We start from the raw sequence: 17014 nt of genomic DNA, 5'->3' as shown, positions 1-17014 counted from the left end.
TTATTTCTAACGGGGCAGTTTTGCTCGTTGTTCAGTTTTCAAAGAACAATTTCTTTTGTGTTTGTCGTCCGTGTGTTTCAGCGGCGACTTAGATAATATACCACGTACGCCTAATCGATTGCAAGTACTTTTTTTAAGTTTTTTTGATACTAGTTTTCCGATCTGTCTAAGCTCTTCGGAATACCCACCACTTGCTGCCTGCAAAGTTAAGCACAACCGTTACTCCCGTAGCCAATAGCTTAGCTAATAGAGGACCCAGCCCCGCAGCTTCCGTCAGTACATAAAGGAGAATCATAGATACTCCCAGCACACCAGCATTCAGCATAACAAAGCGAGTAGCCCGACCGCTGTCTGCCTTTAACCCACTAGCCTGCTTGGCATCACCTTTAAAAGTAAACAGGGAGTTCAGCACATAACTGTTCACCATTCCGGCACTATATGAAATAACTTGCGCGGGTAGGACATATAGTCCCGCCCACACCAGTATGCCATATGCAATAAAGTCTACGAGTGTATTGAGCAGTCCAATCATATTAAATAAAACGAATTGTTTTAGCGCGCCAAGCCGCTGCTTCCTCGGATTAATCTGCTGCTGGGGTTGTTCAATGGACATATTCGCGTTCCTTTTCCTTCAGCTTCTCCTCTTGCTCCTTCTCTTCGTCGAAGCCCCTGGCTTCCCTTACAATATACAAAGGGCGATTCTTTGATTCATCATAGATACGTCCGATATACTCGCCGATGAGTCCCAGGAGCATCAAGATGATCCCGTTAAACAAGAGATTAATGGCGACAATCGTAGTCCAACCCGGTTGTGTTGTTGAAGTAAACAGCCGTTGGCACAGTACGACCAACAAATAAACAAAACTCGATGCAGAGAGGGTAAAGCCGATATAGGTAGCGATTTTGAGCGGCTTATAAGAGAAGGATGTTATGCCATCCACCGCAAAGCTGATCATTTTTTTCAGCGGATACTTGGTTTCTCCTGCAAATCGCTCTTCACGGACATACTCCACCATCGTCTGGCGGAAGCCTACCCAGCTGACGAGACCCCGCACGAAGCGGTTCTTCTCCTTCAAGCCTCGGAGTACGTCGCACACTTTGCGGTCAATTAATCGGAAATCGCCGGTATCCATCGGGATATCAAAATTGGTCAGGCTCCTCATTGTACGGTAGAACATCATAGCCGTTATTTTCTTAAAGGCACTTTCGCCTTTACGCTTCAGCCGCTTACCGTAGACAACCTCGTAGCCTTCCTTCCACTTCCCGATCATCTCCAGCATTACTTCCGGCGGATCCTGCAGATCAGCATCAATAATAATAATGGCTTCACCCTGGGCGTAGTCCATACCGGCAGTAATAGCGATTTGATGACCGAAGTTGCGCGAAAAATTGACTAACCGGACATTAACGTCGTTCTGACAGATCGCGTCTACGATTTCGACCGTTTGGTCTTTGCTGCCGTCGTTGACGAATACGAGCTCATAAGGCTCGCCATACCCATCCATGACTTCTTTAAGCTTGGCATACGTATGGCCAATAACTTCTTCTTCGTTGTACATCGGAACAATAATGCTGTATTTCGCCTTCATGCTCGTCTACCCCTTCCTTCATTAGCTGTAAAAGACCCAAGAGTCGAAATGTCGTAGAGCAATCATCACATAATCCTTGCTCACTTCCATACCGGAAATGACTGGATAATACATGATAAATAGAACAACCGCTATGCCGGCGTACACCCAGCGGATCCATCTTTTATTCTCCCGGCCTTCCTCAATACGGGTGAATATATAAACGATAGCAAGAATCATGAACGGTACCATGGCAAAATAATGATATAAAAAGGTGAGCCGCGGAACGAGCATCCAAGGCAGATACTGCGATAGATACGCAATCCATAAAACATACATCCGCTTGTCTTTGCGTTTTACACTAATATATAGGGCGGCAATAACCGCGAAGATTCCCGTCCACCAGATAAGCGGGTTGCCAAAGGATGAGATGGACGAGATCTGGCCTGGCTCGAGATTTTTACCGTTATAATACCAGACAGGACGTTTCATAAACGGCCACTCCCACCACTGGGAGGAGTACGGATGCGTAGCGACAAGGTTACTATGGTAGTCATACATATGCTTCTGATATTCAATGAGCCGCTCCGCTGTAAACGTATCTCCCTTGACCGAAAGTACCGGAATGTAGGACAAGCAATAGATCGCAAGCGGTATAACAACGAAGAAGACAACACAGCTTGCCAGAGTCAGTACGGTATTACGCACAAAACCGCGGGATACCTTCCGATACACCTCTTCCTCCGGAAGAACATCTCCCTCTTTAATGCGTGCCAAGACGCGCCTTGCTGCAGCTTGCTCCCGGTAACGCTCAATAAGAACAAGCGCCAGCATGACGGCAAGTCCGGCACCGCCATAGATGACAATCCATTTGGACGCGACCCCGATGCCAAATAACAGCCCCGCCCAGAATAAAGGGACAAGCGTTTTCCAAAGAGGTGATCGGTAGAAGCTCATCTCCCTGTACTTATTCATGAAATAGAACATCAGCATAATGAAAAAGACGCCATACACATCAATGGTTGCGATGCGTGTCTGCGTGAAATGCATAAAATCAGCCGCTAAAAGGATCGTTGCGGTAGCCGCATACCCTGTTTTGCGGAACAGCTGAAGAGCAAACAGGTAGATGATCGGGAGCATCGCGACCCCAAACAGCGTACCGACAATACGCCAACCAAACGGACTAAGGCCAAAAAGCTTGATCCCTACCGCAATAAGCAGCTTGCCAAGCGGCGGATGCGTATTCTCGTAAGCCTTAATGCCATGTAGATTCTCATAAGCAGTACGGGCATGATAAATCTCATCAAAATAAGAGTTGTTCATATAATTAGGCTTATAAACGGCATTTGACTGCTCATCAAACAAGCGGCTGCCAACAAGAGCGGCATCTTCTTCAGTGGAATTGGACTCCGCTGTATCCACAACCTGCTGAATCGGAACCGGTCTATCGCTGCCCTCCGAATAGAAAGCAACCTCCTGCATGGTAAAGCCCCGCTTCGTAACGGTCAGCTTCGCATACCGGACAGTCTGATTGACCGGATTAACCGTCCACTTCAGGTTATCGCCAACCTTCTGTTCAATCTCAATTGGATTGCTCCATTGATCCGGCGTGCTGCTGAACTCCCACTTGTAATTGCCGACGCCAACACCATTAAAGCTGTTTACCTGGCTGATCTGTACCGGCTTGCCGAAATCCACATAGAAGCTTTGGCCATCCCGATCGGCCTTCCAGCCGCTATCGATACTGACTGTTGAGCCCAGATTAACAAGAGCAATGGCCGCGTAAACAACCGTAATGATGGACATCCACAGCCAGTCCTTGCGCTGCAGCCTGCGGGCTGGTTGTTCATGGTCGCGCACTTCTTGCAGCAGCCGCTCCTCGGATAAGGCAAGCTCCGCCTTCGTCAAGGCATGAACCGGCAGCTGGCGTCCCTTGATATATCTATCATAGCCAACATATAACATGTATACATACAATCCAACATTGCACAGCGAAGTGACAATGAGGATGCCGTTCGATGAAGGAAGGAAAGCATTAGCCTGGCTGAAGGCGAGAACGTAGCCGACATTAATAAAATGCGTAATGCTGAATCCTAGCAGCAGATGCAGAATCCGGCGGTCCCTCGCTTCGATATAAGCGAATATCATCAGCAGCAGTGCAGGGAACATGTAACGCTCGTGCATTTTGGCCGCAAACATAAAGACGGTTACGATCAAAATTATCGCCATATAGAAGGAGCCGGACAGATCCTTCTGTTGCTTGCGAAAGGCGAAAAAGAGAATAGAAACGACGGTAGCAAATACAATGCCGATATTCCCCCATGCGGCGTATTCCACTCCCAGCCAGTGAGCATCCAGCTTCGCCCAATTGCCGCCGGTTAAGGCGTACAGATTAAATGCGTTCAGCGTCGCGTATGGGTAAGAGGATAATGTCGACCTGTACAGATTATAAAGGGCATGCAAACCGCCGTTGTTCCATATAAATGGCGCCGCGAGCAAAAGAAACGTAACCGCTCCATAGCCAATCCCGGCAGCAATGCGCTTCCAGGATTTAAGATTGTAGCCGTAAGCGAGCAGAAAAACAGGAGTGAAAATAAGCGCCTGCGGTTTTACCAGAACGGCTATCGCAAACCAGATTGAGGCTCGCTCCAGCTTCCTTTCGGTAATGGCCCGAACAGCTAAAATGAGAATCAGGGCGAAGAAAGAATCCACTTGTCCCCATCCGGCCGAGTTCATCCAGACAGCAGGGTTCCAAATATAGAGCATCGCCAGTCCAAAGGCTGCCCGGTGATCGAGCTTTTTGACCGCCGTACGATAAATGAGATATCCGGAGATTAGGTCCGCAAAAATAGCCGGGAGTTTGTAGAAAACGATAGCTGCATCGCTGCCAGATCCGATTCCGGTCCAGGACTGCAACGCACCAAGCACATAGAGCACATAAATATAACCTGGAGGGTAATCCGCAAACAGACCTTCCTGATAGAAGTTGCCCAGTCCGTCCTTAAAGGCATGGTTCGCCCAAAAAATAAACGTATTAATATCATTCGTATAACCGGGATTAGTGGCGGCTATGTAAAACCGGAAGGCGAAGGCCGCAAGCAGCGCAATGCGCATGCCATTCGTCGACGGCTTGCTTCCAGAAACCTCGAGCTGCCCTGCCGCAGAAAATTCCCGGGCCCGCAGCCACCTGCTATATAAGTAAGCAAACAGTGCACCAAATAACGCCGATATGGCTAAAACCGAAAAGGCCGATATTTTCTTCGGATCAACCTTCTCCTGTTCTTGAGGTGTTGCAGAGGCGGATTGGACCGGCTCCATCGAAATTATTGGCGAGAAAGCTTCTGTAGCAATATTGCCTAAAGCATTCGTCTCTGCCGCTCCGCTCCCCTCCGCTGCCGCGTAGCCGTTTATGGCAGGCAAAAGGCCAACAACGATAACAAATAACAAACAAATGATTGCACGCAAGCCACTCTTCCACATTTTTCGCGGTTCACCTCGAACGATAAGTTTCTCACCAGCTTGTTTTTCCTTTAAAATACATTCTCATTTTCCCTATCAAATGTCAATGTGTGCTCCTATCGTGATAATACCTCTATTGAGTCTTCCGAATATGAGCGGTCGCGTTAAATAAAAAAACCGCCTGGACTATATGTCCAAGCGGTGCTGTTGATATCTTCTTATTCGCCTGCACGTTCACGCATATGCGGGAACAACAGAACGTCGCGGATGGAAGGGGCATTAGTAAGCAGCATAACAAGGCGGTCAACACCAATACCAAGTCCGCCTGTAGGCGGCATGCCGTATTCAAGGGCACGGATGAAATCATCATCCATCTCATGCGCTTCGTCGTTACCTTGCTCTTTCTCCACAAGCTGAGCTTCAAAGCGTTGGCGCTGGTCGATCGGATCGTTCAACTCGGTGAATGCATTCGCATGCTCACGCGCTACGATGAACAGCTCAAAGCGGTCCGTAAAGCGCGGATCAACCGGGTTCTTCTTCGCCAGCGGCGAGATTGCAACCGGATGGCCGGTTACGAATGTCGGCTGAATCAGCGTATGCTCACAGTGAGTCTCGAAGAATGCGTTCAGGATATGGCCAAACGTCATGTGAGGCTCAACCGGCACTTTATGCTCCTTCGCGAGGGCATGAGCTTCTTCGTCGCTCATCTCTGCGCTGAAGTCAACGCCTGTTACTTCTTTAACCAGGTCGACCATGGATACACGGCGCCACTCTGGCGTCAGATCGATCTCTTGGTCTTGGTAAGTAATTTTCATTGTGCCAAGAACCTCTTGCGCAATGTGGGCAATCAGATTCTCTGTCAGCGCCATGATGTCCTTGTAGTCGGCATAAGCCTCATACAGCTCGATCATCGTAAACTCAGGGTTATGGCGTGTCGAGATGCCTTCGTTCCGGTATACACGGCCGATCTCATACACTTTCTCCAAACCGCCAACAATGAGACGTTTCAAATGAAGCTCAATCGCAATACGCATATATAACTGCATATCAAGCGCATTATGATGCGTAATAAACGGACGGGCAGCCGCACCGCCTGCAATGGAATGCAGAGTTGGTGTCTCAACTTCAAGGTAACCCTTCGAATCGAGGTAACGGCGCATCGACTGAATAATGCGGGAACGCGTAATGAAGGTTTGTTGAACATCAGGGTTCACAATCAGATCGACATAACGCTGACGGTAGCGCAGCTCAACGTCTTTCAAACCGTGATATTTGTCCGGCAGTGGAAGAAGCGACTTCGTCAGCACTTCTACTTCATGGGCTTTAACCGATACTTCACCGGTATTTGTCTTGAACACTACGCCGTTTATGCCAACGATATCGCCGATGTCGAGCATTTCGAATGCGGCATATTTGTTCGCTTCAACGGTATCTTTACGAACGTAAATCTGGATTTTGCCAGAGAGATCCTGGATATGCGCGAAAGAAGCTTTACCCATGCCGCGTTTTTGCATAATACGGCCAGCAATGCTTACCTTAATCGCTTTCTCTTCCAGCTCTTCCTTGCTAAGATCCTCATAAGCGGACACAATGTCTTTGGCATTGTGGGTGCGCTCGAATTTGCCGCCAAACGGGTCAACGCCAAGGGCTCTCAGCTCGTCCAGTTTGTCTCTGCGGATTTGCAGAAGTTCGCTTAGTTCTTGCTCTTGTTCCACTCCCGTGTTTTGCTGATCCACTACATTCATCTCCTAAATTAAAGGCACTGCTCAAGCGTAAACGGCTGCACCTTCCCTTGGAGGGGCAGCAGACGTTTCGCGAGTGAAATATAAGTATAGTATAGAAAAAACTTATACTTTCTTATATTTAACGTTCAAAAAGCTTCCGATAAGGAAGCTTTCGAAAAATATGCGCGAATGGCAGTGCAGACCTTATTTTTTAATATCGACGATTTTATATTGAATGATGCCGGCAGGAACGCTAACGTCCACAACGGTACCTCTCTTCTTACCCAGTATCGCCTTGCCTACAGGGCTCTCATTAGAGATTTTGTTGCGAAGAGGGTCGGATTCGGCTGATCCTACGATTGCATATTCCATTGTATCACCGAATTCCAAATCTTCCACCGTTACAACCGATCCAATACTTACCGTATCGGTATCGATCTCATCATTATTAATAATCCGCGCATTGCGGAGCATTTTCTCAAGCGTAATGATGCGTCCCTCAATAAAAGCCTGCTCATTCTTGGCATCCTCGTATTCCGAGTTCTCGCTGATATCACCATAACCAATTGCTACTTTAATCCGTTCCGCTACTTCACGACGTTTGACCGACTTGAGGTTTTCGAGTTCCTCTTCAAGTTTCTTTAAACCGTCCTGAGTCAGAATGATTTCCTTATCGCTCATCTTCCGATTCTCCTGTCGTGTGACATATTATTCATACGGTTGTATGAATTTCACTGTTATTTAATATATTGCATTCCCCGTTCCTCATGCCAAGTTGCGGGGCAGCCAGAGCGGAAACGACGATGTCGTTGATGTATATTGCAAGATTATATTTCAAGTGCACCCCGAATGTCAATCAAAGCCAAATATGCCGCTGTAACCGCTTTACAAGAGATTAGGCGAAGAGGACCATCGGCTTAAGCTGCCGATGATCCTCCCCCTCTCTTAATGAGCGGCTTTGGTACCGCTGGCCATTGAAGCCATTGCCTCTTCGTCCAAGGAAGCAATGTATTGCTCCAAAACTTCGACAAGCCGGTCGCGGCTGGTTTCCTCCATAATGACATCCTTCACGCGTGCCGCGCCTGGAAGTCCTTTCAGGTACCATGCCATATGCTTGCGCATTTCGCGTACAGCAGTCGCTTCGCCTCTCAGAGCAACAAGACGGTCCATATGCAGAATCGCGACTTCCAGCTTCTCACGCGGAAGCGGATCCGGCATCAGCTCACCTGACTCCAAGTATTGAATCGTGCGGTACAGCATCCAAGGGTTGCCGAGCGCTCCGCGCCCGATCATAACCCCGTCACAGCCTGTGTGGTCGAGAAGGCGGCGGGCATCCTCCGGCGAGAAGACGTCGCCGTTGCCGATTACCGGGATCGAAACGGCCTGCTTCACATCACGGATTATATCCCAGTTCGCTTTGCCGGTGTACAGCTGCTCGCGCGTGCGTCCATGCACGCTGACCGCTTTCCCTCCTGCACTTTCGACAGCTTTCGCATTATCGACAGCATAGATATGCTCATCGTCCCAACCGATCCGCATCTTCACGGTAACCGGCTTGCTGACAGCGGCCGTAACCGCCGACACCATTTCGTAAATTTTGTTCGGGTCAAGCAGCCAGCGGGCACCTGCATCACATTTCGTTACTTTAGGTACCGGGCATCCCATATTAATGTCAATAATATCGGCATTGGTCTGTTGGTCAACAACCTTCGCCGCTTCAACGAGCGACTCGCGGTCTCCGCCGAATATTTGCAGACTAAGCGGCTTCTCGCGCTCATCTACAAACAGCATTTCCATCGTGCGCTTGTTGCCGTGCAGGATCGCTTTGTCGCTGACCATTTCCGCGCATACAAGACCGGTTCCGAATTCTTTGGCAATCAGTCGGAAAGCCGGGTTGCAAACGCCGGCCATCGGAGCGAGCACGACTTTATTTTTCATCTCGATGTCTCCGATTTTAAGCATGCTGCTTCTCCTCCTTCTTAAAATGAATTGCCAACTAAATGGCCAGACTCAGGACAGTTGTGTGATTCATACTTCGCAAGCATGTCCCTATTCGGCAATGAAGTTCTCGTGCGTCATATGAAAGGTACGTTATGATTCCGTATCCATTAATTCTTCATAGCTAATGCCAAGAGTATTTGCAATATTTGTCATGAGCCGGGCATCTGGCTTACGTGTTCCCCGCTCCAGCGATCCAAGGACCGCGACAGATACGCCCAGTACCTTCGCCAGCTCCTGCTGGGTGTAGCCCTTCAGCTTCCGGAATGCCCGAACTCGCTGAGCCAATTGGTGATTTTCCATAACGTGATGCCTTCCTTTCCATCCTGAAGCGCCGCTGCTGCAGTGGCCGAAACCATGTCCTGCAGAGGATGCGACGAATCGATGACGTCCCGCAGCGGAACAAGCACGAAAGCCCGTTCCATCATACGAGGGTGAGGCAGCGTCAGCTCCTCATCATCCATCGTGACATCTCCATATAACAGCAGATCTAGATCTATGGTGCGCGGTCCCCAGCGTATGTCTCTAACACGGCCAAGATGCTGCTCCACTTCAAATAAAGCGTGGAGAAGCTCAATCGGTGTAAGAGCAGTCTCAACAGCTATCGCCATATTCAGAAAAGCCGGCTGATCCGTATACCCGACAGGGTCCGTCTCATATACGCCGGATACCCGCAAGATATGAACGTCAGGCTGCCGGCGTAGGCGTTCTACCGCCTGCCGGAGCAGCCCCTCGCGGTCGCCAAGATTGGAGCCAATAGCAATATACGCCTGCGACATGGTGTTAGGCACGGACAACACGCCCATTCCCGTCCCGCTTGCGGCGGAGCTCAATCGTAACCCCGTCGAAATGAATCTCGAACGGCGGATTTGGCTTTGTTACGCGAACCGTCAATTCATTTATCATAGTATAAGCTTCCAAAACCCGCGTTGCAATGCCGCCGGCTAAAGCTTCGATTAATTTGTAAGGCTCTCCCTGAACAACGGATTTGATCTCACTGTACAGCTCAGCATAATTAATAGTTGCTTCGAGGTCATCCGTTAATGCTGCTTTTTCCAGATCAAGCTTCAGGTCAAGATCCACAATAAACTTCTGTCCAAGCCGGTTCTCTTCCGGAAAAACACCGTGATAGCCGTAAAATTGCATGCCTTTCATAATCATACTGTCCATGACGTTAACTTCCTCGCTTTCTATTCGAACGGCGGTTAAGGGTACTGTATTACAACTTTCGCGTCTAACCGTCGTTATTTGCGGTACATAATTGCATCGGTCATCATCGCCGTCCGCTTGTTGGCCCGTACATCATGCACGCGTACGATCTGGCAGCCTTGGGCAATGCCAAGCGCCGTTGTCGCTGCCGTGCCTTCTGCAAGATCATCAACCGGCAGGTCCAGCGTCTGCCGGATGAACCGCTTGCGCGAGGTGCCAAGCAGTACCGGGTAACCAAGCGCTGTCAGCTCCGACAACCGGCCCATGAATTCAAGGTTGTCGTCATGGTCCTTGGCGAAGCCAAGACCCGGGTCGAGCCAGATCTGGCTCGTTTCCACGCCAGCCTGAAGCGCGATCGCTACGCTCGCCTGCAGGTCGGCGAGCACGTCCGGGACAAGGTCGCCGTAGTCCCGGGCAGGGCGATTGTGGCTGATAATGACGGGACAGCCATATTCGGCCGCAACGGCCGCCATAAAGGGGTCATACTTCAGACCCCAGATGTCATTGATAATATGCGCGCCCGCTTCCAGCGCCTGGCGCGCGGTCTCGGCCTTATACGTGTCGATGGAGATCGGCACGTGGGGCGCCGCCTCGCGTACCGCCTGAATGACAGGCAGCAGACGGCGGAGCTCTTCGTCAACGCTGACCGGCTCAAAGCCGGGACGCGTCGATTCTGCGCCGATATCGATAATATCGACGCCTTCCTTTACCATAGCGGCTGCACGCTCGGCAGCAGCCTCCGCATGGTTATACCGTCCGCCATCGGAGAAAGAGTCCGGCGTGGCATTCAGAATGCCCATGATCAGCGTTCTCTTCCCAAGCTCCAGCTTGATACCGCCGCCAAGCTCATAGCTTCTGTTCCAAAAGGTCGGCTTATAGCCTTGCAATTCCTGTTCGCTCATCGTTGTTGTACCTCCGTATCTTTGCGGTAAGCGAGCAGCAGCTCACGCAGCACAGGTCCTGCCGATCCGGAGCCAACTAACGTAGTGCTGCCTGCATCATCGGTTATACGCGTTACCGGCACGAGCTCCTGAATAGAAGTGGTCAGCCATGCCTCCTCAGCAGCAAGAAGCTCCCCAAACAAATAGTGACCCTCCCGTACGGTATAACCCAGCCCGCGTGCCAACTCGATAACCCGCTGCCTTGTAATACCCGGCAGGATGCCGATGTCGGTTGACGGGGTATAGAGAATGCCATCCTGCACAAAAAACACATTGCTCACAATGCCTTCCGCGATAAGACCCTCATGGCTGAGCATCAGTCCTTCAGCCGAGGCGGACGCACCGCTTGCCAGCAATTCCCGCTTTGCAATTATATTGTTCATATAATGGAGTGATTTTAATCGAACGACTCCTTCCGGAGTGTTCCTTACGGTCTTGAGCAGACATAATTCCTTGCCTTCGCTATACAGCTGCTCATGATGAGGCGGAAGCGCCTTAACCAGTATAAACTCCGTTGGCTGCTCATAATCTCCGGACGGAAGTCCCAGCTCTCCAATACCTGCAGTAACGGTCAGACGGATATAACCTTCCTTCAGCCCATTCTCCTCCAGCAGTAATCCAATCATCTTCTCCAGCGCATCCAAATCCGGTTTATACCGGATGCCGATCGTTTCGCAGCCCTCCATAAGCCGCTGCATATGCCGCTCCAGCAAATACGGCCTGCCGCCGTAAGTACGGAATGTCTCAAACAACCCCATTCCGTACAAAAAGCCGTGATCATAAACTGAGATCACAGCTTCACCAGATTCCATTACCGTACCGTTGAGCCCGATTTTCATCGCGCCGCGCCCGTCCGGTGCTTCAAGAAATTGCGCAGCATCGCATGTCCATGCTGCGTGATAATCGATTCAGGATGGAACTGCACGCCTTCGATCGGGTATTCCTTGTGGCGCAGTCCCATTATTTCGCCTTCTGCCGTTTCCGCACTAATCTCGAGACAATCCGGTAGCGTCTCGCGCTTCACAATGAGAGAGTGGTAACGGGTAGCCGTATAAGGAGAAGGGATCCCTTCAAAGATTGTTTTTCCGTCATGCAGAATTTCAGAGGTTTTGCCGTGCATCAGCTTCTCCGCGCGCACCACGTCTCCGCCAAACGCTTGTCCGATCGACTGATGGCCCAGGCATACGCCAAAGATCGGAATAACGCCTTTGAAATGCTCGATAACCGACAGACTGATGCCCGCTTCATTCGGAGAGCAAGGTCCAGGCGAGATCAGGATATGGTCAGGCTTCAGTGCTTCAATACCGGCAAGATCAATCTCGTCATTCCGTTTCACGACAACCTCTTCGCCCAGTTCACCTAAATACTGCACCAAGTTGTACGTAAACGAATCATAATTATCAATTACTAGAATCATCGCTCCTGCTCCCCCTTTGTGTATCGCCCCGCACTATGTCAGGCTCGTCCGCTCCGCAAACCGTTCACTGTACTGAATGGCCTTCCATAGTGCCTTCGCTTTATTTAACGATTCGTAATATTCCCGCTCCGGCTCGGAATCAATAACAATTCCCGCTCCGGCCTGAATATGTACGATACCGTCTTTGACCGCCATCGTTCTTATTATTATATTAAATTCCATATCGCCGTTATAGTCAATCCATCCGAGTGAACCCGTATAGGGGCCGCGCCGTACCGGCTCAAGCTCCTCGATGATCTCCATCGTGCGAACCTTTGGCGCACCCGTTATCGTTCCGCCCGGGAAAGTCGCCGCGATGACATCAAAAGCATCTTTGCCTTCCGCCAATCGCCCATCTACCTGCGAGACAAGGTGCATGACATGGGAATAGTATTCAATCACCATCAGCTCTTCCACTTTTACCGTGCCAAACTCCGATATACGTCCCAGATCATTGCGCTCCAGATCAACAAGCATAATATGCTCGGCCCGCTCCTTCTCGCTTGAGCGGAGCTCCTCCGCCATCTCGCGGTCCTCTGCCTCTGATCTGCCCCTGCGGCGCGTGCCCGCAATCGGACGGGTCGCCAGCTTGTCGCCATTCTGCTCAACCAGTAGTTCCGGTGAAGCCGAGACGAGCTGAAAGTCCGGACAGCGGAGAAAGCCCATATAAGGCGACGGGTTAAAAATACGCAGCCATTCGTACAACTCCTCCGGTGAAGAGCTGACCTTCCGGCTTTGCCGCTGCGACAGGTTCACCTGGAACACGTCGCCCTGGCTGATATACTGCTGGATTCGGCGAACAGCATCCATAAACGCTTCTTTACGGAATGGTGATGTAATCCCTTCTACCGACTCGACATCAATATGAAGACTGTCGCTCTCCGTAAAACGTCTGCGTTCCTCGCGAACGGCAGCGGCCTCGTTATCCTGAAGCTGAATATGTTGCTGCCAAAACGCCGCCATCTCATCGGCCTGTGCTTTCGCTGCCTCATATCTGGCCTGCAGCTGTTCTTCGTTCTCTTCTCCGGTAACCGACGTATGGACGGCACAGTACAACATTTTCTCCTGCTGATCGACAATCCAGATCCGGTTCATCCGCAGGAACAAGTAATCCGGCAGTCCTGTATCATCCGCCGCAAGCTCCGGCAGACGCTCTATGGACCGGATTACATCGTAGCTCCAGAAGCCTACGCAGCCTCCGGTCCATTTAGGTCCTTCCGCAAGCTTTGGAGAACGGTACGGCTCCATCCAGCGCCTTACAATCTCAAGCGGCTTCCCTTCCCAGCTTTGTTCCGACAAAACGCTGCCCCGAAGATCCCAATCCGTTGAATCGGCGTGTTGCCCTTTTCCCCGGATAACGCCTTCCGGATGAAGGCCCAGATAGGTATAACGTCCGTCCTTGCCGCTCTCCAGTACGAATGCATGCGGTGAAGCCGCGCTCCAGGCCGACTCCCACGAATCAACCGAAACTGTACCAAGCGGAATACGCTTCAGCAGCGGCAAGGTTGTATATTTGCGCTCTGCCTGCCATAAGACCCACTGCCCATGTGCGGTGAACATGTCGATTTCCTCCGATCAGGTATGATTTGCTAAGTATACAAAAAGCCCCCGCAAACGTCAAAAAGCCCCCATTCCAAGGAATGGGAGCACTTATAGGAGACAATTAGTTCTCGAAATTGAACAGAGGCGTAGACAGGTAACGTTCGCCGTTCGATGGAACAACGGCAATGACGCGTTTGCCTTTGCCGAGCTCTTTCGCTACTTTCAAAGCAGCAAAGATCGCAGCGCCGGAAGAAATACCGACCAGGAGACCTTCTTCTTTCGCAGCACGGCGTGCATATTCGAATGCTTCTTCGTTCTCAACGGTAATTACGCCGTCGTAGATCTCTCGGTTCAGGATATCCGGCACGAAGTTGGCGCCGATACCTTGGATTTTGTGAGGACCCGGGTTGCCGCCCGAGAGGATCGGGGACGCCGCAGGCTCAACCGCATAGATCTTGATACCTTCGAAGTTCTGTTTCAACACTTCGCCTGTACCCGAGATTGTACCGCCTGTACCGATACCGGCAATAAAAGCATCCAGCTTGCCGTCAAGCGAGTTGATCGCTTCCACGATTTCCGGACCTGTTGTTTCGCGGTGTACTTTCACGTTTGCCTGGTTTTTGAATTGTTGCGGGATGAAGTAGGACGGATTTTCTTTCGCCAGCTCTTCCGCTTTGCGAACGGCACCGTTCATACCTTCCGAGCCCGGTGTCAGAACAAGCTCAGCACCATAAGCGCGAAGCAGGTTGCGGCGCTCAATACTCATTGTTTCAGGCATAACCAGGATGGCTTTGTAGCCTTTTGCTGCAGCTACCATCGCAAGACCGATGCCCGTGTTGCCGCTTGTAGGCTCAACGATTGTATCGCCTGGTTTCAGGCTGCCTTCTTGCTCCGCAACTTCGATCATGCTGATCGCGATACGGTCTTTAACGCTTGCACCCGGGTTCTGATACTCGAGTTTTACATAGATTTCCGCGCTGTCTTCCGGTACAAGGCGGTTCAGACGGACAAGCGGTGTATCACCAATAAGTTCAGTTACGCTGTTAACGATTCTAGCCATGAGAATAATTGCCTCCCTTATTCCGACTAATTTAGTTGGTTTTTCACTAATAACATCTTATCAATCTCTTATATCCGTTGTCAATAGTTTCTTTCTTGAACGTACAGGAAAAGGGAGAAGCCGCCTGACGGCGGCTTCAAGATGATTATATAAGTGCTCTAAGGGGTAATTTCCGCGTTGTATTTCTCGAGCAAATCATCCTCGATCTCATTAAGCGGCTTCGCTTTGGAGAGTGCTAACTCCTTGCGTGCGTTATCGTAGAGAACATGACCGGTCAGGCCCTCTGTCTTCTGCCGCTCGATCAGACGGATAACGGCATAGCCTTCCGGAACCTCAACGGGGCCGGTTGTCTCGCCGGTCTGCAACCTGCTCGCTTCCTCCAGCATGCCGGCATCATAGAAAGGATCATCCGAGTCAATTAATCCAAGGTCGCCGCCCGACTCCGCTGTATTCGCATCCTTCGAATAAACAAGCGCGAGCTCTTCGAATGAATCCCCATCCGCCAACCGATCGAGTACTTCGCCTGCTTCCTCTTCCGAGTCTGTGACAATCCACTGCAGATGAAGCCTAAGTCTGTCCGCAAACTGCTCCGGATGCGCCGTTATGTAATTCTGTATCTCCACTTCGGATAGTTCCACGGTAAGGATAGCAATCTTCTCAAGCAGCAGGCGGTACTTCACATCTTCCTCTATATCACTTTTTGTCATGCCAAGCTGATCTTTCATGACTTCGTAGAAAACGTCTTCGCTATCGTATCCTTCCATCATAGCGGCAAGCTCCCTGTCCTCCTCCTCGGAGGACAAACTAAGCTGCTGAGCCTTCGCTTCCAGATCGATCGCCTTGTGAACCATCAACATGCGCAGCACATTATCGCCATACTGCCGCTTTAGTTGGTCTGCCAGCTCAGTCGACGTGATCGGAACGCCGCCAACCATAGCCGCGATTCCCTCGCTTCGAATGGAGTCGGATTCACTGCCCGGCGTATCGCCGGCTTGTGCTTTGGTCTCCGAATCGGGATCATGCTGCTCGGGATCATCCGAGAACGGAGACAGCTTCACGATAACCGCCACGCTAAGAACGATCATACAGATCGCTTGAAGAACAACAACTGCTTTTACTACCCCGTATTTCTTCATTTCCCCAATGCCCCCGGCGTTATTGCACAAGATTTGGCTTCGCCTGGTCAATCAGCTCTTGCAGCTGCTCCCGGTCAAACGTATAAGCCTCATTGCAATAATGGCAGACGACCTCTGCCTTGCCGTCTTCCTCAATAATCTGCTCCAGCTCGGATACGCCAAGGCTGATCAACGTCTGCTCCACGCGATCCTTCGAGCATTTGCAATGAAACTTCAGGTCCAGCGAATCATAAATATGCAGATCATCGCCTACCAGCCGGCGCAGAATGCCTTCCGGTGTTTCGCCCTGCTCCAGCAGCTGCGTCACGTGCGGGATTGACCCGACTGCCTGTTCGAGACGGGTAATCTCCTCGTCAGTGAGGCCCGGCAGGAGCTGAATAATAAAGCCGCCGGAATGGGTGACGGTCGCATCGGGCTCAACAAGTACGCCAAGACCAACGGCGGAAGGAGTCTGCTCCGACACGGCAAAATAATAAGTGAAATCCTCTCCCAGCTCGCCCGAGATAATCGGAACGCTGCCGAGGTAAGGGTCTTTAAGACCAAGATCCTTAATAATATGAAGATAACCGTTACGCCCTACTCCGCCGGCAACGTCGATCTTGCCGTGCTCATTGCTTGGAAGCAGCACGTCCGGGTTATCGACATAACCTCGCACTTCCCCGTGTGCATTCGCATCAACAACGATTTGTCCGATAGGCCCGTCGCCTTTTACTTTAACCGTCAGCTGCTCCTCGCCCTTCAGCATCGCTCCCATAATTGCAGCGGCTGTGGCCGTGCGCCCGAAGGCTGCTGTTGCGGTCGGCAACGTCTGATGCCGCCGCTGCAGTTCATTTACGAGCTGCGTGGTGCGGGCTGCAAATACGCGAATCTTACCTCCCCACGCCGTACCCCTAACGAGTACATCTGGTAACTGCTCCATAT

16 protein-coding genes are annotated in these 17014 nt (G+C 50.9%); all 16 read right to left on the bottom strand.

From position 1 onward, the window contains the following. Nucleotides 1-166: 166 nt before the first annotated feature. Complete coding sequence (locus BM200_RS28445) at nt 167-613, bottom strand: GtrA family protein (protein WP_091190619.1); 447 nt, start codon at nt 611-613, stop codon at nt 167-169. Continuing rightward, nucleotides 603-1589: a glycosyltransferase family 2 protein gene (locus BM200_RS28440; RefSeq protein ID WP_091190616.1), complete on the bottom strand. Its 987-nt coding sequence runs from the start codon at nt 1587-1589 to the stop codon at nt 603-605. Before BM200_RS28440 ends, BM200_RS28445 begins: the two co-directional genes overlap by 11 nt. 21 nt (nt 1590-1610) lie before the next feature. After that, nucleotides 1611-5048: a glycosyltransferase family 39 protein gene (locus BM200_RS28435; protein ID WP_245773185.1), complete on the bottom strand. Its 3438-nt coding sequence runs from the start codon at nt 5046-5048 to the stop codon at nt 1611-1613. Between the two features lie 197 nt (nt 5049-5245). Next, nucleotides 5246-6772: a lysine--tRNA ligase gene (lysS, locus tag BM200_RS28430; RefSeq protein ID WP_175533070.1), complete on the bottom strand. Its 1527-nt coding sequence runs from the start codon at nt 6770-6772 to the stop codon at nt 5246-5248. 183 nt (nt 6773-6955) lie between these two features. After that, nucleotides 6956-7432: a transcription elongation factor GreA gene (greA, locus tag BM200_RS28425; RefSeq protein WP_012772085.1), complete on the bottom strand. Its 477-nt coding sequence runs from the start codon at nt 7430-7432 to the stop codon at nt 6956-6958. Between the two features lie 264 nt (nt 7433-7696). Continuing rightward, nucleotides 7697-8713 (bottom strand): tRNA dihydrouridine synthase DusB, encoded by a 1017-nt coding sequence (gene dusB, locus BM200_RS28420; protein WP_091190613.1) that lies wholly within the window; start codon nt 8711-8713, stop codon nt 7697-7699. Between the two features lie 129 nt (nt 8714-8842). Then, complete coding sequence (locus tag BM200_RS28415) at nt 8843-9052, bottom strand: helix-turn-helix domain-containing protein (protein WP_091190610.1); 210 nt, start codon at nt 9050-9052, stop codon at nt 8843-8845. Next, a complete protein-coding gene (gene folK, locus BM200_RS28410; RefSeq protein WP_091190608.1) occupies nt 9004-9555 on the bottom strand; it encodes a 2-amino-4-hydroxy-6-hydroxymethyldihydropteridine diphosphokinase in 552 nt (183 codons plus the stop codon). Before folK ends, BM200_RS28415 begins: the two co-directional genes overlap by 49 nt. After that, on the bottom strand, nt 9533-9919 hold the full coding sequence (gene folB / locus BM200_RS28405) for a dihydroneopterin aldolase (protein WP_091190606.1): 387 nt from the start codon (nt 9917-9919) through the stop codon (nt 9533-9535). The genes folK and folB overlap by 23 nt, the downstream gene beginning before the upstream one ends. 74 nt (nt 9920-9993) lie before the next feature. Further along, nucleotides 9994-10860, bottom strand: coding sequence for a dihydropteroate synthase (gene folP, locus BM200_RS28400; RefSeq protein WP_091190603.1), 867 nt, complete (start codon nt 10858-10860; stop codon nt 9994-9996). Further along, entirely contained in the window at nt 10857-11738 is an 882-nt protein-coding gene (gene pabC, locus BM200_RS28395) for an aminodeoxychorismate lyase (protein WP_091190601.1), read from the bottom strand. Before pabC ends, folP begins: the two co-directional genes overlap by 4 nt. Then, nucleotides 11735-12316: an aminodeoxychorismate/anthranilate synthase component II gene (pabA, locus tag BM200_RS28390; protein ID WP_091190599.1), complete on the bottom strand. Its 582-nt coding sequence runs from the start codon at nt 12314-12316 to the stop codon at nt 11735-11737. Before pabA ends, pabC begins: the two co-directional genes overlap by 4 nt. A 33-nt stretch (nt 12317-12349) precedes the next feature. Then, a complete protein-coding gene (locus BM200_RS28385; protein ID WP_091190597.1) occupies nt 12350-13915 on the bottom strand; it encodes an anthranilate synthase component I family protein in 1566 nt (521 codons plus the stop codon). A gap of 103 nt (nt 13916-14018) precedes the next feature. Next, nucleotides 14019-14957, bottom strand: coding sequence for a cysteine synthase A (gene cysK / locus BM200_RS28380; protein ID WP_091190594.1), 939 nt, complete (start codon nt 14955-14957; stop codon nt 14019-14021). 158 nt (nt 14958-15115) lie between these two features. Next, the gene (locus tag BM200_RS28375) at nt 15116-16093 is read right to left on the bottom strand and encodes a peptidylprolyl isomerase (protein WP_091190592.1); all 978 of its coding nucleotides are present in this window, start codon (nt 16091-16093) and stop codon (nt 15116-15118) included. Between the two features lie 19 nt (nt 16094-16112). Further along, on the bottom strand, nt 16113-17012 hold the full coding sequence (hslO, locus tag BM200_RS28370) for an Hsp33 family molecular chaperone HslO (protein WP_091190590.1): 900 nt from the start codon (nt 17010-17012) through the stop codon (nt 16113-16115). Nucleotides 17013-17014 lie beyond the last annotated feature (2 nt).

The sequence above is a fragment of the Paenibacillus catalpae genome (assembly GCF_900112695.1).
GTDB classification, from domain to species: domain Bacteria; phylum Bacillota; class Bacilli; order Paenibacillales; family Paenibacillaceae; genus Pristimantibacillus; species Pristimantibacillus catalpae.
The sequence above is the reverse complement of the archived record's forward strand: the minus strand, read 5'-3'. Positions and strand labels throughout refer to the sequence as shown.